This window comes from Bartonella taylorii (assembly GCF_023920105.1).
GTDB lineage: Bacteria > Pseudomonadota > Alphaproteobacteria > Rhizobiales > Rhizobiaceae > Bartonella > Bartonella taylorii.
Genome location: NZ_CP083693.1, coordinates 1,651,506 through 1,675,562, shown reverse-complemented (window position 1 = coordinate 1,675,562; position 24,057 = coordinate 1,651,506). Strand labels below are relative to the sequence as shown.

At 39.0% G+C, this 24,057-nt stretch carries 17 protein-coding genes; 7 read left to right on the top strand and 10 right to left on the bottom strand.

The features are described 5' to 3' along the window. Positions 1 to 5: 5 nt before the first annotated feature. Complete coding sequence (locus LBE40_RS07145) at positions 6 to 1,538, bottom strand: YifB family Mg chelatase-like AAA ATPase (RefSeq protein ID WP_004858144.1); 1,533 nt, start codon at positions 1,536 to 1,538, stop codon at positions 6 to 8. 411 nt (positions 1,539 to 1,949) lie between these two features. On the opposite strand from LBE40_RS07145, the gene LBE40_RS07140 reads away from it, so the two are divergent. Together LBE40_RS07140 and LBE40_RS07135 are read left to right on the top strand one after the other, a co-directional pair. Beyond that, positions 1,950 to 3,908, top strand: coding sequence for an autotransporter assembly complex protein TamA (locus LBE40_RS07140; protein WP_004858148.1), 1,959 nt, complete (start codon positions 1,950 to 1,952; stop codon positions 3,906 to 3,908). Further along, positions 3,908 to 8,557 carry a translocation/assembly module TamB domain-containing protein gene (locus LBE40_RS07135; RefSeq protein WP_004858149.1) on the top strand — a complete coding sequence of 1,550 codons (4,650 nt, stop codon included), beginning with the start codon at positions 3,908 to 3,910 and terminating at the stop codon, positions 8,555 to 8,557. Before LBE40_RS07140 ends, LBE40_RS07135 begins: the two co-directional genes overlap by 1 nt. 1,316 nt (positions 8,558 to 9,873) lie before the next feature. On the opposite strand, the gene LBE40_RS07130 is transcribed toward LBE40_RS07135, so the two are convergent. Beyond that, positions 9,874 to 11,640: an ABC transporter ATP-binding protein gene (locus LBE40_RS07130; protein WP_004858151.1), complete on the bottom strand. Its 1,767-nt coding sequence runs from the start codon at positions 11,638 to 11,640 to the stop codon at positions 9,874 to 9,876. A gap of 223 nt (positions 11,641 to 11,863) precedes the next feature. Continuing rightward, positions 11,864 to 12,382 (bottom strand): translation initiation factor IF-3, encoded by a 519-nt coding sequence (gene infC / locus LBE40_RS07125; RefSeq protein ID WP_040296805.1) that lies wholly within the window; start codon positions 12,380 to 12,382, stop codon positions 11,864 to 11,866. A gap of 193 nt (positions 12,383 to 12,575) precedes the next feature. Here infC and LBE40_RS07120 point away from each other — a divergent pair, with 193 nt between their 5' ends. The 3 genes from LBE40_RS07120 (at position 12,576) to dapE (ending at position 15,524) form a co-directional block, all read left to right on the top strand. Continuing rightward, entirely contained in the window at positions 12,576 to 13,355 is a 780-nt protein-coding gene (locus LBE40_RS07120) for an alpha/beta hydrolase (protein WP_004858154.1), read from the top strand. Positions 13,356 to 13,389: 34 nt separating this feature from the next. Beyond that, positions 13,390 to 14,136 carry a M48 family metallopeptidase gene (locus LBE40_RS07115; RefSeq protein WP_004858156.1) on the top strand — a complete coding sequence of 249 codons (747 nt, stop codon included), beginning with the start codon at positions 13,390 to 13,392 and terminating at the stop codon, positions 14,134 to 14,136. Positions 14,137 to 14,351: 215 nt separating this feature from the next. Further along, a complete protein-coding gene (gene dapE, locus LBE40_RS07110; protein ID WP_004858158.1) occupies positions 14,352 to 15,524 on the top strand; it encodes a succinyl-diaminopimelate desuccinylase in 1,173 nt (390 codons plus the stop codon). A gap of 99 nt (positions 15,525 to 15,623) precedes the next feature. Here dapE and hemW read toward each other — a convergent pair whose 3' ends face one another. Both hemW and rdgB read right to left on the bottom strand, forming a co-directional pair. After that, positions 15,624 to 16,823, bottom strand: coding sequence for a radical SAM family heme chaperone HemW (gene hemW / locus LBE40_RS07105; RefSeq protein WP_004858160.1), 1,200 nt, complete (start codon positions 16,821 to 16,823; stop codon positions 15,624 to 15,626). Next, complete coding sequence (gene rdgB / locus LBE40_RS07100) at positions 16,820 to 17,467, bottom strand: RdgB/HAM1 family non-canonical purine NTP pyrophosphatase (RefSeq protein WP_004858162.1); 648 nt, start codon at positions 17,465 to 17,467, stop codon at positions 16,820 to 16,822. Before rdgB ends, hemW begins: the two co-directional genes overlap by 4 nt. Positions 17,468 to 17,781: 314 nt before the next feature. Between rdgB and hrcA the strand changes: the two genes are divergently transcribed. Together hrcA and grpE are read left to right on the top strand one after the other, a co-directional pair. Then, on the top strand, positions 17,782 to 18,852 hold the full coding sequence (gene hrcA / locus LBE40_RS07095) for a heat-inducible transcriptional repressor HrcA (protein ID WP_004858163.1): 1,071 nt from the start codon (positions 17,782 to 17,784) through the stop codon (positions 18,850 to 18,852). 123 nt (positions 18,853 to 18,975) lie between these two features. Further along, the gene (grpE, locus tag LBE40_RS07090) at positions 18,976 to 19,638 is read left to right on the top strand and encodes a nucleotide exchange factor GrpE (protein WP_004858165.1); all 663 of its coding nucleotides are present in this window, start codon (positions 18,976 to 18,978) and stop codon (positions 19,636 to 19,638) included. A gap of 109 nt (positions 19,639 to 19,747) precedes the next feature. Here grpE and thpR read toward each other — a convergent pair whose 3' ends face one another. The 5 genes from thpR to LBE40_RS07065 all read right to left on the bottom strand — a co-directional run bounded on the left by thpR (position 19,748) and on the right by LBE40_RS07065 (position 24,039). Continuing rightward, positions 19,748 to 20,287 carry an RNA 2',3'-cyclic phosphodiesterase gene (gene thpR, locus LBE40_RS07085; protein WP_004858167.1) on the bottom strand — a complete coding sequence of 180 codons (540 nt, stop codon included), beginning with the start codon at positions 20,285 to 20,287 and terminating at the stop codon, positions 19,748 to 19,750. A 632-nt stretch (positions 20,288 to 20,919) separates the two neighbouring features. Next, positions 20,920 to 21,216, bottom strand: a complete 297-nt coding sequence (locus LBE40_RS07080; protein ID WP_004858170.1) for an HPr family phosphocarrier protein — start codon at positions 21,214 to 21,216, stop codon at positions 20,920 to 20,922. A gap of 27 nt (positions 21,217 to 21,243) precedes the next feature. Further along, positions 21,244 to 21,633 (bottom strand): PTS sugar transporter subunit IIA, encoded by a 390-nt coding sequence (locus tag LBE40_RS07075; protein WP_004858172.1) that lies wholly within the window; start codon positions 21,631 to 21,633, stop codon positions 21,244 to 21,246. A gap of 133 nt (positions 21,634 to 21,766) precedes the next feature. Then, positions 21,767 to 22,231, bottom strand: a complete 465-nt coding sequence (locus LBE40_RS07070; RefSeq protein ID WP_004858174.1) for an HPr kinase/phosphatase C-terminal domain-containing protein — start codon at positions 22,229 to 22,231, stop codon at positions 21,767 to 21,769. 23 nt (positions 22,232 to 22,254) lie between these two features. Further along, a complete protein-coding gene (locus LBE40_RS07065; RefSeq protein WP_004858175.1) occupies positions 22,255 to 24,039 on the bottom strand; it encodes a sensor histidine kinase in 1,785 nt (594 codons plus the stop codon). Positions 24,040 to 24,057: the final 18 nt, after the last annotated feature.

The following is a 24,057-nucleotide window of genomic DNA, read 5'->3' as shown; positions in this document are numbered from 1 at the left end:
TTTCCTTAAGTGAGGGCTGTTAGTCTTTCGGTGCCCAGTCGGTAGGAAATAGCCTCTGCGAGATGATGGCGTGAAAGATGGTCTGCTTCGTCGAGATCAGCAATGGTGCGTGCAACTTTGAGAATGCGGTGATAGGCACGTGCAGAAAGGTGCATCTTTTCACTCACATCCCGTAAGAGTTTAGCTGCGTTTTGGTCAGGAATAGCAATTTCTTCAATGATTTTAGCAGGGCAATCACCGTTGGTACGAATATGATCAAGTCCCAGTTTAACAAAACGTTTGACTTGAATCGCACGACACCGCGCGACTCGTTTTGCAACATCGCAGCTTTTTTCTGATTGTTCTGATTGCATAAGATCCATAGCTGTTAAAGCAGGAACATCGATTCGTAAATCAATTCGGTCGAGAAGAGGTCCAGAAATGCGGGATTGATAATCGATTTGACAGCGTATTCCTTTTGCGCAAACATAGTCTTTTTCGCCTGCCATACCGCATCGACAAGGGTTCATTGCGGCAATGAGTTGAATGCGGGCAGGATAGCTGATATGGTGGTTTGCACGGGCGATAACACATTCTCCACTCTCTAAAGGTTGACGAAGAGAATCGAGGACTTGTGGAGAAAATTCAGGTAATTCATCAAGGAATAAAACGCCATTATGTGCGAGTGAAACTTCTCCTGGTCGTCCTTTAAGTCCACCACCGATCATTGCTGCCATAGAAGCAGAATGATGCGGAGCACGAAAGGGGCAGTGAAGTGAAATGGTATTATGGACTGTGTCTCCTGTGATGGAAGCAATTAGAGAAACGTCTAAAAGCTCACGGCTATCAAGAGGTGGCAAAATGGAAGGTAAGCGTTGGGCTAACATAGATTTTCCGGCGCCAGGAGGACCTACAAACAAAAGATTATGTCGTCCAGCTGCACAAACTTCTAATGCCCGTTTGGCGGTTTTCTGTCCTTTAATTTCGCAAAGGTCTGGAAGCTCAGTTTGTATAGTATATTGGCGCGGTTGTGGACGTTTTTGAATTTGGATTCCTTTAAAATGATTGACCATGGTGAGAAGAGTCTCGGGAGCGAGAATATTCATCTCTGCATTTGCCCATGCTGCTTCAGGTCCGCATGAATGGGGACAAATAAGCCCTTTATCGCGTGATAAAGCTGTCATTGCAGCTGGTAAAACGCCGTTAACGGCGGTGATAGAGCCATCCAGTGATAATTCGCCTAAAATAATGTAATCTTGCGCGACCTCAGGAGGAAGAAGTCCCATAGCAAGCATTAAGCCTACAGCGATTGGTAAGTCATAGTGCGATCCCTCTTTAGGTAGATCAGCTGGCGCAAGATTAATCGTAACCCGTTTATTAGGCATAGAAAGCCCACAAGCATGGAGAGCTGCTTGTACGCGTTCACGACTTTCTGCGATTGCTTTATCAGCTAATCCGACAATAGCCATTCCTATTTTACCGGGGGAAATCATAACCTGTACATCAACAGGCACTGCTTCTAGACCACGAAAAGCAACAGTTGTGACACGTGCGATCATCAATTTGCTCCCCCCTTTTTACTTAGGGAAGACAATCATATCTACACATAAAAATCAAGAAGTGTCTCTATGGTTTTTTTGAGTGAGAGATCTATATAGGGGTGCAGGTTTTTATAGCGCAACCATAGAGAGTAATTTGTACAAATTTAACCATTATTATATGTGGTTAAATAAAACATTTATAATGAGCTAAATGAATATGGTAGGAAAAAAGGAGCGAGGCTGTTTATGTTGCACAGCAGTGCAAGATTTTGTGAATATAAGGGGAGGAGACGTTATGCATCGTAAGAAAAGAATGTTATTTGCTGTGATCAAACGTATGAAATATCCAGAGTAGGTATGTTTATCTTTCTTGTTCGATGTTATTTATAGTACAAAGTGATGTAAAGTATATTGAAGGTATCTGATTTGATGGTATATCAGACGGGAGTTTTTTTTAAATCAGGAACCATGCGCAGAGTATTTATAGGTCTATCCTTCGTCTGTGCGTTTCCGCAACCGGTTGCAGCATTTGAACTTTTCGGTATTCCTCTTTTTGGTCAAAAGAAAAAAAATTCCTCTTCTCATGTCAGTGGTACGGAGAAGTTTTATAAAGTTGATGTCGTTACATCACCAGGTGCTCCATCAGAAGGCGTTAAAATAGTTAAGGCTGTATCTTCTCTCGTCGTTGATCAAGATAAAGCATTCAGTTCTTCTGGCTTGTTGGCTAAAGCGCGTTCAGATTATCAGGCAATTCTTTCTGCTCTTTATGCTGATGGACGCTATGGCGGTGTTATTAGTATTAAGATTAATGGCTTAGAAGCTGCTGATTTAAGCCCGGTGACTCAACTTCCAGCACAATCTAATATTGTTATTACCATTGATGCCGGTCCACAATATATTTTTAGTGTTGCAGGTATCGATAAAGTTGCCCCATTCGTAAAATATAAAACCAATAGAATGCCCACAATTGCAGAATTGGGTTATCAGGTTGGGGCTGTTGCCAAATCTGAAACCATTCTGAAAGCAGAAAGATGGGCAATTGAAGGATGGCGTCGACAGGGTTATGCTAAAGCTAAAGTTATGAAAAGTGAAGTTGTTGCTGATCATGCATCACGTCTCATTGATGCGCAGATTGCTGTTGATCCTGGACAAGAAGCTTATTACGGCCCTTTAACTGTGCGTAATGTTAGTAAGAAGCCAAGCGTAGATTTAGCCTATATTGCATGGATGACAGGATTGAAGGTAGGCCAAAAATATGATTCTGATGCATTAGCCAAAGCGAATGAAAGACTTGCAAGACTTAATATTTTTCGTGCTGTGAATATACGTGAGGCTGATACAATTAACCCTGATGGGAGTTTACCGCTTATGCTTGTTTTAGAAGAACGTAAACCACGACGTTTCGGTGCAGGCGGTAGCTATTCAACATTAGATGGTGCTGGTTTTGAAGCTTATTGGATGCATAACAATCTTTTTGGTCATGCAGAACGCCTTAAAGTTGAGACAAAAATAAGCGGTATTGGTAGTAACAAGAAGGAATCGTATAATCTGAAAAATTTTGATTATCTTTTCGGCAGCACATTTATAAAGCCTGGTATATTCACTCCTGATACGGACTTTAGAACAGAACTAAAAATACAGCAAGATGTCTTAGACAATTACACGACAAAAGCCATCAAAGGAAAGTTTGGTATAACGCATATCTTTAATAGTAATTTATCAGGACAGGTTGCTGTAGAAGCTTCTCATGGTTATTCACACGATGTCTATTTTGGGAACCGTCATTTCACAACAATTGGGTTACCCAATAGTTTGATTTACGATAGTCGTAATAATAAACTTAATGCGACCAAAGGCTTGTATGGTGAAGTGAATGTTGAACCTTTTTATGAAATACGCTCTAACAATTTTGTAGCAAAAATGACTGTGGAAGGTCGTTCTTATTGGGCGTTGGGTAAAAGGGATCGTTTTATTTTTGCAGCGCGGGCAAAGCTTGGTAAAATTCTTGGAAGTGATAAAGCACAAATACCTTCAGATACGCTTTTTTTTGCTGGTGGTGGTGGATCTGTTCGTGGTTATGCTTATCGCAATATTGGTATCAAAACAGAAAATGATGCTGTTGTCGGGGGGCGGGCGCTTGTTGAGGGGTCAGCAGAGTTACGTTTTTCTTTAAACGATAAGATAGGGGTTGTAAGCTTTCTTGATGGAGGGTTCGTAGGTGAAAAAGCGTTTGTTGATTTTTCTCAAAAAATAAAATGGGGAGCTGGTATTGGAGGTCGCTATATGACAGGTCTTGGTCCTTTACGTATTGATTTAGCTTTTCCTCTTAAGCGAGAAAAAGGTGATCCTCGTATTGGTTTTTATGTGGGTATAGGGCAAGCGTTTTAATGAAAAAAAATGTGCGTTTATCGGCTTTCTTATTTGGTCTTTCATTTTTTTTGGTGAGCGCTTTTGTTTTTGCCCAGAAAGACAATTCATCCTCTAGCGAAGCAACAGTGGATGATCGCTCATGGTTTGTCTCTTTGATTGAACGCAGACTTTCAGCGCCCAATCGCCAAGTTCGTTTATATAATATGCGAGGGACATTATTTTCTCAAACGTCAATTGATGCTATTACTGTGAGTGATAAAAAAGGTGTTTGGCTTAAAATTACCAATGCTAAAATGGACTGGAACCGCCTAGCGTTACTGAGGGGACGCATGGATATTAACCAGCTTTCAGCAGAACGGATTACGTTTTTACGCAAACCACATGACAATTATTCTCTTATCGCTTCTCTTGAGGCGGGGAAGTTTTCTTTACCAAAATTGCCACTTGCCATTTCTATAGACACGCTTACGGCTAAACACGTAATATTTGAACAGGAGCTCTTGGGTTTTTCTGCTGATGTGTCCTTAAAAGGGAATCTAACCTTAGCTAATGGTGATTTTGATGTCGATATAGCAGCTCATCGTTTAGATGCACCGGGATCTTTGTCTATTCTAACGAAGATATCGGATAGCAATCGTACAGCTAAAATTGATATTTCTGCTGATGAATCACAAAATGGCATTTTGGCGAATATTTTTAACATTGAAAAGCGTCCTGCATTAAATCTTTCCATAAGAGGTGATGGTACTTTCGATGATTTAGTTGTCAGCCTTTTTTTAAAAGCCGATCACCATCCTGTTTTGGATGGCAATGTTATTCTTGCAAGTGTTGCAGAAGGGCACAGTTTTTCTACTAAATTGGTAGGAACACTCGGTCCTTTAATACCTCCACAATATCGTAGCCTCTTTGAATCTGATATGACGTTGAAAGCAGAGGCGAGAATGACAAAAGAAGGTGTGAAGCACCTTGATCATATGGTGATTCAGAGTAAAACAATGAATATTTTGGCTAATGCTGAAATAACAACAGATGGATTTTTGCGGCGGCTTTTTATTGATGGCAAAATGGCTCTTGATAAGGAAAATGATGCTACTCATTTATCAGCGTCAGAAATGCCAATGCGTGCGGATAATCTTGCTTTAAATATTGATTATGGCCGTGAAGGGCAACAATCTTGGAATGGTCGGCTTGTTGTACATCAGTTGAGCAATAAAAATATTCGTATTCGTGATGCGATTTTTGATATGGGGGGAGTGAGCGAAAATCTTGATAATGCAGCTTCTCGTCATGTCGGTATTCAAATTAAGGGAACGCTTCAAGGGATTGAAAAAAGTAAGAGCATATTGGGAGAAGGTCTAGGACAAACAGTTCACGTGCATTTAGATACGGATGTTGTTTCTAAAAAGCCAGTTTTGATTCATGATTTTAGTGTTACGGGTCAGGGGTTTTCTGCTTGGTTAAAAGGAAAAATGAATCGTTTTGTTTTTAAAGGTGACCTTGGTTTAAAAGCCCAAACACTAGCTCCTTTTAGTTTACTAAGTAGACAATCACTCTCTGGTAGTACAGATATTAAAGCCAAAGGAACTATCGGTTTAATTGACGGCGTTTTTGATCTTGAATTATCAGGGATGGCTGACAATATGAAAATAGGTGTGGAGCCTTTTGATCGTTTTTTCAAAGGAAATTTTATTCTTTCAGGTGGTGCTGCTTACGACACGGCGAGTTTGATTTTGCGTCGTTTAGATTTGAAAAGTCAATACGCAAACATAAAAGCTGATGGATATTTTTCAAGTGAGAGCGCTAAAATGGATTTCTATGCTCAAATATCTGATTTAGCCAAATTGGATTCGAGAATGAACGGTGCACTCACAGTCCAAAGTACTGCTAGAGGGCGTAATAACCTTATAAAATTTAATACAAATGCCCATGTTTCTGAAGCATTTTTAGTGGGGAAAAAACTAAAGAACACAACACTTACTATAAAAACTTTGATGGATAATACATCTCCGAGTGCTTCTTTAACGGGTTCTATAAAGGGAGAAGGAACTTTTTCTGAGAAACCATTGCATTTATCTGCTTCTTTTAAGGATTCTAATCAAATTCGAAAACTTGAAGATATCAATATTAGAGGGGGAAGTGCAAAAATAACCGGTGACCTTTCTCAAAAACTTGGAGGTTTTGTGAAAGGAGCTTTGCATATTGACGCTGATGATATTTCAGTGCTTGCTGCATTATTTTTGCAGGAGGGTAGTGGAAAGGTAAAAGGAGATTTTATTTTTGACGAACAAAATGGCAGGCAAAAAGCCAATCTAAAGACGCATGTTGACCGTTTAAGCTTTGCAAAGAATAAAATTAAAAAGTTGGAAGTCAAAGCAGATGTATTTGACCCTTTGGGTATGGCTCAGTTTGAAGGCTTTATCAATGCAGACCATATTCAAACGCCTTTTATGATGGTTAATCGTTTAAATGCTTATGCTAATGGCAACGATGGGCAAACAGTTTTTAATGTTAAAGCGATGTTGCCTAATGATATAAACGCACGACTTTCTGGCCGCATGGTTACAGCGAGATTTCCAGAAGGTATAAAACGAGAAATGCAGATTGAAACCATAGATGTTAAACAACACAATCTTCATGCGACATTGCCTAAATCGGCTACGATTGTTTTTGATAAAGATGGAATGACAATAAATGAATTAGGAATCGCAATTAATGGAGGCAAAGTTATACTTGCAGGAAATGTGCAAGATACCCTTAATCTGCACCTCACAATGAATGCGCTTCCTGCTGCTTTAGCCAATTTATGGAAATCCAATCTTGGAGCAGCTGGTACTTTAACAGGGCAGGTTATAATTCGAGGTCCTTTTAAAAAACCTGATGTGACCTATGATATAAAAGGTGAGGGGCTAACAACTCATGCTCTCCAAGATAAAAAAGTAATGCCATTTGTGCTTGCTGCTACAGGTAAAACAGTAGAACAAAACCTTATTTTGAATGCAAATTTAATGGGAGAAGGGGTACAAGCACAAGCACAAGGTCGTATATCTTTAGATAAAAATACGCTTGATCTCCATGTTAATTTGCAAGATTTTCCTGCGCGTTTGGTTAATAGTTTTATTGAAGGACAAGCGCTTGGAGGAACAATTGTAGGCAAGGTTGATATTGGTGGAACAATGAAAGATCCATCTGCTCATTTTGAACTTTCTAGTCAAAACTTGACTGCTATGACGCATAAAGGACCTATGTCGATTAATATGAATACCCGTGGTTCTTACAAAAAATCAACTTTTCATATTGAGAATATAATAGCAACTGGAGATAAAGGATTAGATCTCTCTATAAATGGGCCTGTTTCTTTCAATGGTTCAGAGGCCAGATTGAATGTTAAAGGAACAATGCCTCTTGCTTTTGTTGATCTATTATTAGCTAAGCGTGGTGCGCATGTAACGGGTACAGTCAGAATTGATGCAACTCTTAATGGTGAATTATTGAAGCCACAGTTGGTAGGGGATCTTTCTATAGTTGATGGTAGTTTTTTTGATTCAAAAACAAATGTAGGGTTGAACAATATAACAATTGAAGGCAAATCGAATGGGGATCATATTCTTATAGAAAAAGCTTCAGCTTCTTCATCTGAGGGGGGATCAATTTCTGCTTCAGGCCGTATCTCTCATGATGGAGAGACAGATTTGGTGTTTAATCTTGATCACGCAAATTATAATGATGGTTCGATGATTCTTGCAACGTTGTCCGGCAAGATGACAATGACGGGCCATTTTTTAGGCAACCTTGTTATTGGTGGTGATGTCATCGTTGAAAAAGCTGAAGTTCTTGTTCCGGATCATTTTCGAAACGCAAAATTTCTTAATATTAAGAATAAGAATTTAACTAAATCGATTCAAAAAACGCTTGAACGTGCTGACGTTAAGATAACTACCAAAACTCGTAATATCTCTCAAGAATCTTCATCTGTTATGTTATCAGATATGCGTATTACGGCACACAATCAGTTTTTTGTACGTGGACGAGGGTTAGATACTGAACTAGGAGGGCGCATTAACTTAGCAGGACCACTGAATGATGTGCAACCAGTTGGTGAGTTTAGGATGATTCGTGGACGTTTTGATATTCTTTCACAGCATCTTAATTTTGACCAAGGACAAGCAAGTTTTAGCGGTAATCTTAATCCTACGGTTTATTTTGTCACCAACAATAATAGTGGTGATATTCGCGTTACGGTAACTATAAGTGGAACGATTGATAATCTTGATATTAATTTTTCTTCACAACCGAATTTACCACAGGATGAGATCTTGGCACGTTTGATTTTTAATCGCTCTCTTAATGAGTTATCACCATTTCAGATTGCTCAGCTTGCGGCAGCGGCAGCTGATCTTGCAGGAGCTTCTAATACATCTTTATTGAATGCTCTACGGGCTAAAATTGGTCTTGATGATCTTGATGTTATCGTTGATGAAAAAGGTAATACGGGTTTACGCGTTGGACGTTATATACACAATAACATTTATTTAGGCTTTGAAGCAGGGTCGGATGGAAAGACGAAAGGGACAATTAATTTAGACATTTCACGCAATCTCAAAGCTAAAGGCGCCATAGGAAATGAAAAAAATTCTAGTGTGGGTTTATTTTATGAAAGAGACTATTAACGATTGAAGTTCTTAAGTTCCAATTACTGAAGTGTTATGCACTTAACTCTCTAAGGCAGAGGAAGATTAAAACTGAGGTGAGGAATCTCATAAAAGAAGAAGCTTTTTTATAAAATCGTGAGAAGATACGCCTGAAATATTTGTTTTTTGTTTATTACATTTTTTCAATGAGGGGCAAGCTCTTCACGAAAAGCAGCACTTTGTTATATTGCTCATTCACGCACTTGTTTTAATATTTCTCGTTGCTCCAAATTGCACCCCACGCTGGCACTGGTAAATATTATAATGCAAAATCATTGTGCACCGCCAATATTTACTAATTCAAGTGTCAAGCGGACACATCATTCACTTTGTCAGCTTCCAATTTTGCCAACTGTTCTTGCATTGAGACGGTTTATGAAATGTATATTTATTGTTTGCCTAAATAGTTTTTTACCCTCACGTTGACTCGTCTTGTGATGTACAAGCAAACAATTTTTTGATTCCTGCATGGCAAGGATTTAAAATGAAAAAATCTTACAGTATTCAGAGGTTCTATTCAAATTGCAAAACAATGAATTATCATTATAAGTCAATGTGTTGTGTTTTCTTGAAGATGCATTTTTAAGGTCACTTTTTTGTAATGATAACTATCATAGCTATGCAATGTTTTCCTTTTTTAGCAGTAAGGAATGATAGGAATATTGTTTTACTTTTCACCTGTTTTTTTAGCGTATTGGGATTATAACTTTTATCAGCGTGTGTATTTTATCTTTCAAGAAATTAAGGTGCTTAATGTCATTCTAGTTCCTAGACATGAGAGTAAAACGTACAGTTTAGTCCAAGGCATCCGCTACAAGAAGAAGTTTAATGATAAATCCTCAACTTGTTTCTCTTCAATGTTTCTTTTTATGCTAAGCTTATCGACAATTTGCGGTGTAATCTATAACAGGCAGCACGGAAATAGGTGGTAGATAAAGGTGTATCATCCAGATTTATCATTATAGTTTTTGGCAGCTGTTTCAAAATTTGAAGTCTACTTTTTTGCAGCCACAAAAATTCATAATGTTTACGGATGCTATACCATTTGCCTGCGGAAAGAGGAAACTCTTGCTATTGAGCCCTTGTTTGTAAAATAAGATGAATTTCCTCAATAAAACAACAGGGAAGTTCTTCAATTCTCATACAAATCCTGAAAATGTGTCTTCAATAAATTGTAAATTTTTTGCCAATCGTTGTGCTTAATGTAATAACTTCCTCTTGAGAACACCCCTATTATTTACAAAGGAATATGACTATCTATCCACTTTTTATCACAAATGCTTACTTAGGTGAAATTAAGACTTATGCTGTTTGAATTGGATATTGTGAAGTTTTTTGTAAAAACCATTTTCCTTTGCAAGCAATTCTTTTTGAGTACCTTGTTCGACCAGTTGACCATTTTGTATAACAACAATTTTATGAGCACGAGCAATCGTTGAAAGGCGATGGGCAATGGTGATAGTCGTGCGCCCTTTTATGAGATGATGAAGGGCTTCATTAATTTGTGCTTCAGTATGCGAATCTAATGCACTTGTTGCTTCATCAAGAATCAGAATTTCACTATCATGAAGCATTGCTCTGGCGATAGCGAGTCGTTGTTTTTGTCCACCTGAAAGATTACAGCCATTATCACCTATCTGTGTATCATAGCCATTTGGTAGATCCATAATAAAGTCGTGAGCATTGGCTGCTTTTGCTGCTTTAATAATGTCTTCGTCGCTGGCTCCTGCTTTTCCAAGCTCAATATTATATTTAACAGTTCCGTGGAAGAGAAAAGTATCCTGTCCTACATAGGCTATCAGATTTCTAAGGGAGCGAAATGTAGTATAACGAATGTCTTGATCATTAATCAATATGCGTCCTTTTGTGGGGTCATAAAGGCGCATAATAAGGTTTATAAGGGTTGATTTTCCCGAACCAGATGGCCCTACCAACGCTGTCATTTTTCTAGGTTCTATCTCTAGATTAATATTCCTCAATACCATTTTGTTATCCGTATATGCAAAAGAAACGTTTTCAAAACGGATAGTTCCTTGTGTTTTATCTAAAGCTTTAGCTTTTGCATGTTCTATAACAGTAAGAGGACGATCGAGAATTTCAAACATCGTACGGATATTGACCAAGCCAGCTTCAATTTTAACACGTACATTTGCGAGTCTTTTTGCAGGCTCGTAAGCAAGAAGTAGAGCAACAATAAAAGACATGAACTCACCTTGAACGCCTGTACGCTGTGTTGCAAGATAACCGGAAAAACAGATAATACCCGCAATGGCAACACCAGCGAGTGTTTCCATAATCGGATTTGTAATGGCTTGAAGTGTTGCAATAGTGTTTGCTTGTTTTTCAACATCGCAAATAGCTTTGTCCATACGTTTTTTCATTAACTCTTCTAATGAAAAAGCTTTGATAACCCGAATACCAGTAGAACTTTCTTGTACGATTTTGATAATTTCACCAAGCGAAAGGAGTTCTTTTTCCACAAGGCTACGAACACGTTTTAAAGCCATTCGAACCCCTAAAAAAGCCAGTGGTCCTATTATTAAAGTAATGGCAATTAACGTAAAATTTTGAATGAACATGACAAGCAATAGTCCACTAACAGAAAGTAAATCACGTACAAAAGTTGTAATAATTGTATCAATGATATTACGCGCGGCTGTAGCATTGTGGGTTACGCGCACAAGAAGGTCAGATGAAGTATTATTATGATAAAAAGAGACTCCCTGTTCCATAAGACGCGCGTAAATTTTACGCTGTTGTTCAGCAACAATACTGTTGCCTGCTTTGCTCAAAAAGTAAGTTTGGGCAAAAGTTGCAATCCCTTTGAGGATAAAAATGAAAGCAATGACACTGGAAATCAGAACAATCATACCAAAATTTTGCGCGTCAATAATATAATTGACAACGTCACGCATAATCCATGCACTGGCTGCCGTTGTGCAGGAAATAATGATCATTGAAAAAATAGCAGCACCGTACCAACGTGCATGTTTATGGAAATTTTCTCGCAGAAGACGGATGATAAGATGTTTATCAAAAGCAGAAATTTGTTTTTTGATCATGAAGTGCTTCTATATTTTATTGTTGTTTTATGCAAGATTGAAGCACTCTTATTAAAGACATTTAGTCGTTTTTGATAATAAAGAGTATTCTCTTAATGAGAGAGGCTGACGCATAACAGCCATTAATATAAAAGTACTACAATAACAACATGCAGCACTTTTAAATCATATCCATATCCCAACTCTAGATGAGTTGCATTTTATATATTATCTCAATGAAATATTACTTAGGTGCTATCACCATCATCATTTGACGACCTTCAAGTTTTGGTTCAGATTCGATTTTAGAAATTTCACTGGTATCCTCTTTCACCCGCTGAAGAAGCTTTAATCCAAGATCTTGGTGTGCCATTTCACGACCACGAAAACGCAAAGTAACCTTTACTTTATCACCATTACCAATAAAGCGATGAACGGCTTTGAGCTTAACTTCATAATCATGCACATCAACATTGGGACGCATCTTAATCTCTTTGATTTCGATGACCTTTTGCTTTTTACGTGTTTCAGCGGCTTTTTTTTGGGTTTGATATTTCAATTTGCCCAAATCGATGATTTTACACACGGGCGGTTCTGCATTTGGTACAATTTCAACCAAATCAAGCCCTGCATCTGCGGCCATAGCAAGTGCTTCTTGTATTGCAACAATTCCCTGATGTTGTCCTTCATCATTGATAAGCTGAACGCGAGGAACCCGAATGTCCTGATTTGAGCGTGGCCCGTCTTTCTGGGTAGGTGTTATTTTAAACGGTCTACGAATGGTTTATGCTCCTTAATTTTGATTAATCTACAATATAATTTAATATACAATTATACACAGAAAAACAACTAGAATTCGCGCTTTTTTCATTATTTGATTTATGACTTTGTGGGCTGATTTGGAAGATAGAAGTTTTTCTTTTATAAGAGAAAATGTTTTATGAAGGAAAAGAATCATGGACCAAAATATTTCTTGCCAATTTTTTTCGTTTGAAGGTACTGCTCTTGCAGTGCGTCATCGTAAAGGCCGCAGCTCTCCTAGTCTTGTTTGGCTTTCTGGCTATCAATCCGATATGTTGGGGAGTAAGGCGGTGATGGTTGATAATTTTGCTCAGAAGAATGACTTGTCTTGTTTACGTTTTGATTATTCTGGCCATGGAGAGTCTGAGGGTGATTTTTTTCAAGGAACGATTTCACGTTGGGTGAAGGAAAGTCTGGCAACTTTTGAAGCTTATTGTGAAGGACCACAAATTTTGATTGGTTCCTCTATGGGGGGATGGATTGCTCTCAAGCTTGCTATGATGCTAGCGCAGAAAAATAAGAGCCTTGCTGGTATGGTGTTGATTGCGCCGGCTCCTGATTTTACGCAAACATTAGTGGAACCAGAATTAGGGCCGGAGGAATGGAAAATTTTGGAAGAAAAAGGGTATATTGAACGACCTGCAGTTGGTGATACCGAGCCGATGCCTTTTACAAAGGCTTTGATTGAAGATGGACGAGACAACTGTGTTATGAAAGGATGTATTGATGTTGGATGTCCGGTTCATATTTTGCAAGGGATGGAAGATACAGAAATACCCTATCAGCATACATTGTCTTTACTTGATCATTTGCCTTTACATGATGTAACATTAACACTTATTCGTGATGCAGATCATCGGCTTTCGCGTCCGCAGGATTTAGAATGCCTCGAAACAGTGTTGAGGTCATTAATTGACCGAATTAATGCAGGATAAGGGGGCAAGTTCATTGATGATGAAGACATAATGTATGACCGTTTATGAACAACATTTTATTTTCTCTGATCGTATTGTGCCTCTACGTGTACGCAAACATAAATGCGCGCGCCGTCTTACATTGCGTATTGATGCAAGTGGGCAGGGAATTTTTGTAACAGCACCGCCAACGCTAAGTCTCTGTTCGGTTCAAGATTTCATTGAAAAGCACCGATTTTGGATTGAAGCACGTCTCACGTGTGTATGTGTTTCTCACGAAAATGCGTATCTCAAAAAAGGTAAAACGATTCCTGTATTGGGTGTCGCGCATACCATAAGACATAAAGAAGGGCGTGGGGTATCGGAAATTATTGTAGGGGAAGCAGGACAAGAACCTCAAATTATCGTTTATGGTCAATTAGAATATTTGCCAAGGCGTGTTGCTGATGTTCTAAAAAAACAGGCAGCGCTTACTATAGCGCCATTGGTTGCATATTATGCACGTAAAGTAGAGCGTAAAGTGAAGTCAGTTTGTTATAAAGATACGAAAAGTCGTTGGGGATCTTGTTCAATAGACAAGCGTCTTTCTTTTTCTTGGCGTCTTATTATGGCACCAAAAGAAATTGTTGAATATGTCGTTGCGCATGAAGTCGCTCATCTTGTTGAAATGAATCACGGACCAAAGTTTTGGAACCTTTGTGAAAAGCTTTGTCCAGATAGTAAAACGTATCGTGCTTGGTTGAAGGAAAATGGTCATATGCTGCAAGCAATCAATTTTCATTCATATAAGTTAGAAATATAAAAAGCCCTTAAAAGGTAATATTTGATGGAACTTTCTGTTGAGTGTGCCGTTATGTGTGTGCTTTGTCACTCATGGGTGAAGAAGCCATTGAAGCCTCAGCACGATTGTCTTCCCCTGCCTAGTGTGCTGAGTGCTTTCAATGTTTTTGCTTTATCTTTTTTATAATTCAGCTTAATAATTTCTGGTGATCCCTCAGTTCAGATTGGAAAAGCGCTATGCCTGTCCTTACAGATCCACTTCAACTATTACAGGCTCTTATTCGTTGTCCTTCTGTCACACCTCATGAAGCGGGTGCCTTATCAACTTTGGAACAATTTCTAGCAAAGATGGGGTTTCATATTGAACGTCCTGTTTTTTCAGATAAAAATACAGAAGATGTTGAAAATCTTTATGCAAAAATGGGGGGAGAAGGGCCGCATCTTATGTTTGCGGGCCATACTGATGTTGTGCCACCAGGTGCGTTGGAACACTGGATACATCCTCCCTTTGAAGCTGTCATAGATAAAGGGAAGTTATATGGGCGGGGTGCTGTTGATATGAAGGGTGGAATTGCTTGTTTTGTTGCGGCACTGGCTCGAGTTCTTGAGAAACAGTCCATTAAAGGAATGGTAAGCTTTCTGATTACCGGTGATGAAGAAGGCCCTGCTGTTAATGGTACAGTCAAACTTCTCAAATGGGCAGAACGAAAAGGTGAAAAATGGACTGCAGCTCTTGTGGGAGAACCAACAAGCGTAAAAGTTGTTGGTGATGTGATCAAGATTGGACGTCGAGGATCAATTTCTGGTATCATCACGGTTAAAGGTTGCCAAGGACACGTTGCCTTTCCTGAGCGGGCAGCTAATCCATTGTCTTTAGCAAGTAAGCTTATTCAGGCGTTGACACAAACTGCTTTAGATCAAGGATCGGAAAATTTTCAACCAAGTAATTTGGAATTAACAACTGTTGATACGGGGAATTCGGCGGTGAATATTATTCCAGCGCAAACAACAATCCGTTTTAATATACGCTACAACGATCTTTGGACAAAAGAAATGCTTAAGGCCAAAATTGAAAAGCGTCTTGCTTCAATACAACCAAAAAACAAGTCTGATCAATACCCCTGCTATAAGCTGGAATGGATTCCAAGTTTGGGAGATGTTTTTTTGACAAAAAATGATAAACTCATTAAGCTTTTATCAAATGCTATTAAAAGCGTAACAGGAAATACACCAGAATGTTCAACTTCAGGGGGGACTTCGGATGCGCGATTTATTAAGGATTATTGCCCAGTGGTTGAATTTGGTTTACCGGGGCAATCGATGCATATGGTAGATGAGTGTGTAACTCTTGATGCACTGGAAACTCTCACTGTTATTTATGAGCGTTTCATTGTTGATTTTTTTGCGTAAAAAAGAAGCGATTGTTTTTTTTAACATTTTTACCACAAATTAAAAACCGTGAATGTTATATAGTAATTGATGGGAAGGCAGCTTAGAATCATAAAGATTTTAGTTTGCCAATTGGTTGATAATGTAGTCAAGAAGGATGCGTCCTTTGTTTGTCGCTTTTAAGCGCCGATTTCCTAGCATTTCTACTAGCCCTTGTTGTTGTAAATCGATAAGCCTTTCTATTGATAAACCCTTGGGGTTTAAGATTTCATAACGAGTAAGATTCAAACCTTCGCAAAGACGCAAGCCCATGAGGAGCATTTCATTCGCTTGTTGCTCTTTGGTCAAGTGTTCTGTTTCAACACAGCCATGCCCCGTAGTTTCTACTAGATCAAGCCAATGTTCAGGATATTTTTCATTTATTGTGACATAACGTTCATGACTTTCAATGGGAAAGGAAAGTGCTTTTGAAGAGGTAGAGGAGTGATTTGGTGTGTGCTCAATAAAGCGACCATGAGCTCCAGGTCCAAAGCCTGCATATTCATGATAACGCCAATAGAGAAGATTGTGTGCTGATTCAGCACCGGGGATTGCGTGATTTGAGATTTCATAGGCTGGAAGTCCATGTGTAGTAGTTATTTCTTGGGTAAGATGATACAGGTCTGCTGCGAGTTCTGAAGCGGGGAGGATAAGCCTTCCTGCGGCATGAAGCCGTTTAAAAGCTGTTCCTTCTTCGATAGTCAGTTGGTAAAGAGAAAGATGATCTGCTGCCAAGTCAATGGCTTGAAAAAGTTCATCTTTCCATTGCTCGAGTGTTTGCTCGGGGCGGGCATAAATGAGATCAAAGGATAAACGTGGAAAGATTTTCCGGGCCAAAGCAATAGCGTGAAGAGCCTGTTTTACATCATGGAGACGGCCAAGTTGTCGTAGTGCCTTGTCATTGAGTGCTTGTACACCCAAGGATAAGCGGTTAACTCCTGCCGCTCTGTATCCGCGAAAGCGTGCTGCTTCTACACTTGATGGGTTGGCTTCCAGTGTGATTTCAACTTTATCATCGACCGTCCACTTTTTTGCAAGTGCTTGCAATAAAGCATCAACAGTTTGAGGGGTCATAAGAGAGGGTGTACCCCCACCAATAAAGATACTTGTAATATGACGTGGACCTATTTTATGATATTGCGTTTCTATTTCTCGTTCAAAAGCGGTTACAAAGCGTGGTTGATCAACGCCACGGGCACGAACGTGTGAATTAAAGTCACAATAAGGACATTTAGTAGCGCAAAAAGGCCAATGAATATAAATGCCAAAAGCTTCATTCATGAGAGCGTTAAAAGGTTTTCTGCTAAAAGCTTGAAAGCACGCGCACGATGCGAGAGGGGTGTTTTATCATTGAGCTTCCAGCCATGTTTTTGCTCTGTTGACATTTCACCAAAGGTATTTTCATATCCATCTGGTAAAAAAATAGGATCAAAGCCAAAACCTTTGTCTCCACGTGGTGGCCAAATGAAAGTACCTTCAACGCACCCACGGAAATAGTCTGCATGAGCATCGGGCCATGCAATACAGATGACTGATATAAATCGACCTTTCCGTTGGCTTTTTTCATGTGCTCCAATTTTTTGGAGTTCGTCTTCTACTTTTTGCATAGCTTTTGAAAAGTTACGTGTGCCATCGGGTTGAAGAGCGAGATCAGCTGTATAAACACCCGGTGCACCACCCAATGCATCCACTTCCATGCCAGAATCATCAGAAAGAGCCGGAAGTCCTGTATTTTTTGCTGCTGCAAAAGCTTTAATGTAGGCATTTTCTTCAAATGTTGTTCCCGTTTCTTTTGGTTCCGGTAATCCGAGCTCTTTTGCTGATTGTATCGTTAAACCAAAAGGAGCGACCAATGTGGTAATTTCATGCAATTTTCCAGTGTTATGTGTGGCAATGACGAGTTTTTTTGTTGCTATTCTTCTCATATACATTTCTCCAGAAACGAAAGGGGGATGCTATTTTTATGCTGAAAACTAGCTTAAGTGACCGCATGATAGGGATCTTAGAAGATTTTACAAGACCCGATCTTTTCGCATGTTTATTACTATTCCATTTAAATGAAATCTTTTGTATTTGATAAGGATAATAATTGGAAAGCCATAAAGGCTCTACTTCTTTAATAATAGCATTTTTTATGATAAATATATAGCGTGCCTTTGCACTACTTTAGATTATTTGACCAAACCTTGGCAAAACTTATATAAGAAGGAAGTATTTTTAGAGTAGTGAATTAATTGTAATGAAGCACAAACCTATTGGTGAAGAACTAAAATATCTTGATGAGCGTTCGCGTGATATCTTTCGTCATATTGTTGAAGCTTATCTTAATGATGGTGAACCTGTAGGATCACGCAATCTTTCGCGGCTTTTGCAACAGACATTATCGCCTGCTACGATTCGCAATGTGATGAGTGATCTCGAACATCTTGGTTTGATTTATGCACCGCACGTATCTGCGGGGCGAATGCCAACACAATCAGGATTAAGATTTTTTGTTGATGCATTTATGGAAGCGGGTGATTTGCCAAACGAGGAGCGTGAAAGTATTGAAGCGCAAGTCAAGGAGGCTGGTCATGCACAATCTGTTGAACATTTTCTCATTCAAGCGAGTCGGGTTCTTTCAGATCTTTCACGTGGAGCGGGGCTTGTTTTAGCAACGAAACATGAAGGGACCTTGAAGCATATTGAATTTGTGCGTCTTGATGGGGCACAGGCTCTTGCAGTTTTAGTAACGCAACAAGGGGAGGTTGAAAATCGTGTTGTTCATTTACCGGAAGGTGTTACCCATGCACAATTGACAGAGGCAACAAATTTTCTCAATGCCCATATTCAGGGGCGTACATTGAGTGAAGCTAAAGAAGAAATTGCACGTTTATGCTCAGAAACGCGCGCTGCGCTTGATCATTTGTCTCATCATCTTGTTGAAACGGGGCTAGCTCTTTGGGGAGGAGAAGGTGCTGATCATAAAGTACACCTTATTGTTCGTGGGCGCAGTAATTTGCTTGAAGATGTGAAAGCAGAAGAAGATTTGGAGCGGTTACGACATCTGTTTGATGACCTTGAAACGCGTGAAAGTATGGCGCAGCTTCTTGATTTAACGGATGAAGGTTCGGGAGTTCGTATTTTTATTGGTTCAGAAAATAAATTGTTTTCGCTTTCTGGTTCTTCTTTAGTGGTGGCACCTTATCGTGATTCAAAACAAAGAGTTATTGGTGCTTTAGGAGTTATTGGACCCACACGGCTTAATTATGCAAGGATTGTGCCTATGGTTGATTATACGGCTCAACTTGTATCACAACTGTTGCGTTAAAACGTTTAGATGAACATTTGTATTATAAATGCTCATTGTAATAAGATACGTAATACCCCTTGATTTTTGTCTGCAAAATTTCGATATCGAGAATAACAAATCTTATGAAGGAATGGAATTTTTATGTCTGAAGAAAAAAACAAATTTACTGATGCTTCATTTGAAAACCGCGATTTAAAAAATCCAGCTGATCGTGATGCACTTAAACAAGCAGCGGATGAGTTTTTGAAAACTCGTGAAGCAGAGGCTCGTGCAGAGGTTGCAGAGGAAGAAAATGAGTTTATAGATCCTTTGACTGCTTTGCAGAACGAAAATAAAGATCTAAAGGATCAGCTTTTACGTCTTGCTGCAGATATGGAAAACCTTCGTCGTCGTACTGCGCGTGATATGGCGGATGCAAAGGCTTACTCAATTGCTAATTTTGCACGTGACATGTTGTCTGTTTCTGATAACCTCAATCGTGCTTTAGAGGCTATTCCAGAAGGTGCAAAGGAGAATGATGCTGGTTTGAAAACATTAGCGGAGGGCGTTGAAATGACTGAGCGTGCAATGATAGCAGCGTTAGAACGTCACGGAGTGCAGAAAATTCATCCAGAAGGGCAAAAATTTGATCCTCACTTTCATCAAGCGATGTTTGAGATTCCTAACTCTGATGTTCCAGATAACACTGTTCAACAAGTTGTTCAGGCAGGTTACATTATCGGTGAACGTGTTCTGCGTCCAGCTATAGTGGGTGTAGCCAAAGGAGGAGCAAAAGAAGTTTCTGCTAAGTCTGATTCAGCTTAAAATGCCTCAAAAATGCACCCACAGTGCAAAGATGTAGTATTATGCGCAAGTGCTACATTGGTGAGACATTCTATCAAAGAGAGTTCTAAAGGATGTTAAAAACATCCTTTTATTCTTGGAGTGCCCAGCTTCTTTTTACAATGTATGGAGCATCGCTTGAAGGAGATGGCGACAAAAATAAAACAAAATGATCAACCTTAAAAGGAGGAAACAAAAAATCACCTCGAGAAGACAGATAAGAAGGAAGATCATCAGGTTTAATGTCGAGCAATCTTGCAATAGTAATATGCGGAGTAAATGGTTTCTCGTCAGGCGTTAAGTGCACGCTGCTCCGAATACATTGCATCTTTTCATGTAAAAGGCTAAGAGTTTCACAAAGCTCAATACGAACAACAAGGGAATGCGGTGCATTTTCTGAACCAAAAACCTCAAAACCTCTTGTTTGTAGCATAAAAGGTGGGAGTTTTATTTTGTCAAAAGCACGCATAATTTCATCTGCTAGAGAACTTTCAATTTCACCAAAAAAAGACAAAGTGATGTGAAAGTTCTGCGGGTTTATCCACTGCGCGTTCGGCAAGCCATTTTGCAGTGATACGAGTGCTTCTGTTGTTTGTTGAGGAATCTGAAGAGCACTAAACAAACGGTCCATGGTATCTCCTTACAGTGAACAAATGCCACCGCAAGCGCAATGGCAAACAATGAGCGTAAAGCGCATACTGCTAATTATAAGGCGATGATGTAGAAAAATAATGTCTAAAAAATGTCTACAATAATTAAATTGCGTAAAGCTTATGAATCTTAAAAGAGTGGTTATGATGCCAACAAAAGCCATATTTGCATGCGTTTTATTACAAAAATGTACAGTGGAGAATTGCTTGCGCTTTCATGATAAACACCACAAATACAATCTAAGATAAGGAAAGTTTATAAACTTCTGATTTATGTTATTATCTTTATATTTGTCTAAAGCAGCTTAAAAGCCGGCATATCCAGCAAAAAGTGAATGTTTCTCTTTTCTGTAAATATTCAAGCATATGTGTTAGATTGTAGTCACAACCATAATACACGGTAAATATTCAAATTTGTCAAATTTTTAGGAAAGATTGTGAACACAAATATTGTGCAAAATACGGATTATGCTTATGATAACTATACAGCTAATCTATAATGGATATGAACGCAGATATTTTTAAGGGAAAAATAGAGAAGCCAATCAATACAATGATTGGAGAAATTTCTCCTTATTTTAAGAATAATCATCATACTTTTTTGTGAAAAGCTTTAGTTTTCTTCTCCAAATTTATTGTTGATAAGTTTTTCAAGAGCATCGAGAGCGTCAGTTGCTTCTGGTCCTGATACACGGATAGTAAGGTTACAACCGGGAGAGGCTGCTAACATCATAAGCCCCATAATGGATGAACCGCCAACAATTTTTCCATCTTTTTCAACTTCAACAATGGCGTTAAAATTGTCAACAGTTTGTACAAATTTTGCGGAAGCACGCGCGTGCAATCCACGTTTATTGCAGATATTGAAATGACGACTTATTATACATGGGAGAGTATCTTTAGAAAGCATCAGTTTTTCATTATCCGCTTATAACAATCATACTGGTACATTGATATATTTACGCCCTGCTTCTTGCGCTATTCTTAAAGCTTCTGATAATGAAATATCAGGACATTTGCGAATAGAGATCAGTTTAATGAGCATGGGAAGATTAACACCCGCAATCATTTCAACGCGTCCTTTTTCAATAGCAGGAATAGCCATATTTGAGGGTGTTCCACCGAACACGTCTGTTAATATGATTACACCATGGTTTGCATCTGTAGAGGAAACTGCGGCTACGATATCACCTCGGCGCTGATCTATGTCATCATCAGGATAGACGCATATTGTTGCAAATTTTTCTTGTGTTCCAACAACATGTTCTACAGCATGTAGAAATTCAACAGCCAGCTCACCGTGCGTTACAAGCACGAGTCCAATCATTTACACAAACTCCTGTTAACTAAATACCCGACCATATTGGTGGGAAGGACATTTTACAAGGCTTTGTTCTGCTGCCAAGAAAAATTTGCAAAAAAAAGGCAAAAATGATGATTTTTTTATTTTTAGAAAAAAATCAAACAGATTTACGCCATACTTTTCTAAAAAAGAATGCCTCAATAGCTTGACAAATGGCTGTACAATCGGCTTCATGAAGGCTAGGGAGTTTTAAAAGAGGAATGTGCAGATTTGCAAATTGAAAAGTTTGATTTGTGGAAAAACGCTCATATTCAGGACCAAGCAGAATAACACAATCGATAGTTGTTTGCTTTTTAAACTCTATCGTATAAAGACCTACACCGCGAATTTCAATACCGCCCTGTAAACCTTCTGGAGTGTATCCGTGAAGTTTTCCATTTTCTACACCAAGCACTGTATAATCATCACTGATAAGTTTTGCTTCACGTTTTGACCACTCAGCACGGTCTATCAAAGAAAGAGTAAGGGTTGATTTTCCTGATCCTGATGGGCCTATAATCAACAGCCCCTTTCCTCCAAGTTGAAGACAATTTGCGTGCAGTATTTCATTTTTTGTTTTCATACTTTTTGCTTTGGATAAAAGATTTATTTAGCGAAGGGAAGCATAATAATAAAACGCGCTCCAATTTTATTATTTCCAAGTTTGGGGTCAATAATATTTTCGGCTGTAATTGTCCCATTATGGGCTTCTATGATTTGCCGACTAATAGAAAGACCAAGTCCTGAATTTTGTCCAAAAGTATCTTCGTTTGGTCGATCAGTGTAGAAACGTTCAAAAATGCGTTCAATATTGTCTGAACGAATACCGGGGCCATTGTCTTCAATGATTAAAACGAGGGTTGAACCATGACTTTTCATAGTTATACAAATTTTACCATTATCATGAGGAATGAAGGAGCGTGCGTTTTCAATGAGATTGGAAATAACTTGCCCTAAACGGAGCTCATGTCCCAACACAAGATAGGCTTTTCCATGAGGATGTGGAACAATATTAAGGTTTATATCAATGGTTTGCGTATTACGATATACTTCCTGAACAGCATGAACAAGGCTTTCCAAGAGCAATGTCATATCAACGATCTGTGCGGTTTCGCGAGCAAGCTCTGCATCTAGCCTAGAGGCATCAGAAATGTCAGTAATCAAACGATCAAGACGACGCACATCATGTTGAATAATTTCAAACAATTGTTCCTGTGCTTCTTCATTTTTAGCCAGAGGGAGTGTTTCAACAGCACTTCGTAATGAGGTAAGCGGATTTTTTAATTCGTGGCTTACATCAGCAGCAAAGCGTTCAATGGCTTCAATACGCATATAAAGGGCATTGGTCATATCACGAATAGAGGTAGAAAGATGACCTATTTCATCTTCACGCATTGAAAAATCAGGAATTTCTACACGCTTATTATTGCCATTGCGCACACGGTTTGCAGAGGCAGATAATTTGCTTAAGGGATGCGCAATCGTGTGAGCTAAAAATAAAGAAAGTACCAAAAGCACGCTGCCTACAACAGCAAAAACTTTAAAAATTACCAGTCTTTCACCCTTTACAATGTTGTCAATGTCTGAACCAGTGGTGGAAAGAAGAAGTGCCCCCACTACTGCTCGGTAGCGTTGAACAGGTACAGCAACAGAAACGATTAATTGACCTTGTCTGTTGCGTCTTTTAGCAGTAGCAAGAGATCCATTTAATGCTCGGTATACTTCTGGGTAAGCAATAGCACTGTTTTTTGCTTGTTCTCTATCAAGAGCAATACCACTGCCATAAAATGTACTTGAAAACCATGAAGATAGGCGTTCCCATGTGTTTTGTTCAGTTTTAAGTGGTGGTAAGTCATAGCTAAAAACTTCGCCACTTGAATAAAGAACGCGCGAATCAAGAAGGAGAGTAGCATCACGATCATAGATACGTGCTCTTGTCGTTTTGGGTGTGATGAGGCGTCGTAAAAGAGGGGCAACTTGTTCAGGATTGATGGGAAAGTCCCAAGAGTCTGTTGATTGAGGTGCGGGGGTAACACTTTCTCCAGTTTGTAATTCCAAAAGTTTTTGGGGATCAATGAGAATTGAATTTGTATCTACCGTTGCAGAAGCGGCAATGGCTCCAGCGATAATTTTTCCTTGAGTGCATAAACTTTTGATTTTCGCTTCAATTAACCCATCACGAAATTGATTAAGGTATAAAATGCCTGTAACCAAAACGGCAAGGGCAGCAATATTTAATATAACAATGCGGCGTGTAAGACTAGAAAAAAGCAATTGTCTGAGAAGACGTTGTATCCGAAGATGCAAACGGGCAAACATATAAAACGGTGTTGAGGGGATGCCATTTGGTGCTGTTTTTTGCAGAGTTTCCAGTTGAGTATTTTTTGTCATTGATTTGATCGCCGTTCA

What these genes read in the sequence shown, in the direction of transcription:
- LBE40_RS07135 (WP_004858149.1), top strand. Translation starts at nt 3,908, where the DNA reads ATGAAAAAAAATGTGCGTTTATCGGCTTTCTTATTTGGTCTTTCATTT.
- rdgB (WP_004858162.1), bottom strand. Translation starts at nt 17,467, where the DNA reads ATGAGAAGAATAGCAACAAAAAAACTCGTCATTGCCACACATAACACT.
- thpR (WP_004858167.1), bottom strand. Translation starts at nt 20,287, where the DNA reads ATGGACCGTTTGTTTAGTGCTCTTCAGATTCCTCAACAAACAACAGAA.
- dapE (WP_004858158.1), top strand. Translation starts at nt 14,352, where the DNA reads ATGCCTGTCCTTACAGATCCACTTCAACTATTACAGGCTCTTATTCGT.
- LBE40_RS07145 (WP_004858144.1), bottom strand. Translation starts at nt 1,538, where the DNA reads ATGATCGCACGTGTCACAACTGTTGCTTTTCGTGGTCTAGAAGCAGTG.
- LBE40_RS07115 (WP_004858156.1), top strand. Translation starts at nt 13,390, where the DNA reads ATGACCGTTTATGAACAACATTTTATTTTCTCTGATCGTATTGTGCCT.
- hemW (WP_004858160.1), bottom strand. Translation starts at nt 16,823, where the DNA reads ATGAATGAAGCTTTTGGCATTTATATTCATTGGCCTTTTTGCGCTACT.
- LBE40_RS07075 (WP_004858172.1), bottom strand. Translation starts at nt 21,633, where the DNA reads ATGATTGGACTCGTGCTTGTAACGCACGGTGAGCTGGCTGTTGAATTT.
- grpE (WP_004858165.1), top strand. Translation starts at nt 18,976, where the DNA reads ATGTCTGAAGAAAAAAACAAATTTACTGATGCTTCATTTGAAAACCGC.
- LBE40_RS07130 (WP_004858151.1), bottom strand. Translation starts at nt 11,640, where the DNA reads ATGATCAAAAAACAAATTTCTGCTTTTGATAAACATCTTATCATCCGT.
- LBE40_RS07120 (WP_004858154.1), top strand. Translation starts at nt 12,576, where the DNA reads ATGGACCAAAATATTTCTTGCCAATTTTTTTCGTTTGAAGGTACTGCT.
- LBE40_RS07065 (WP_004858175.1), bottom strand. Translation starts at nt 24,039, where the DNA reads ATGACAAAAAATACTCAACTGGAAACTCTGCAAAAAACAGCACCAAAT.
- LBE40_RS07070 (WP_004858174.1), bottom strand. Translation starts at nt 22,231, where the DNA reads ATGAAAACAAAAAATGAAATACTGCACGCAAATTGTCTTCAACTTGGA.
- LBE40_RS07080 (WP_004858170.1), bottom strand. Translation starts at nt 21,216, where the DNA reads ATGCTTTCTAAAGATACTCTCCCATGTATAATAAGTCGTCATTTCAAT.
- LBE40_RS07140 (WP_004858148.1), top strand. Translation starts at nt 1,950, where the DNA reads ATGGTATATCAGACGGGAGTTTTTTTTAAATCAGGAACCATGCGCAGA.
- hrcA (WP_004858163.1), top strand. Translation starts at nt 17,782, where the DNA reads ATGAAGCACAAACCTATTGGTGAAGAACTAAAATATCTTGATGAGCGT.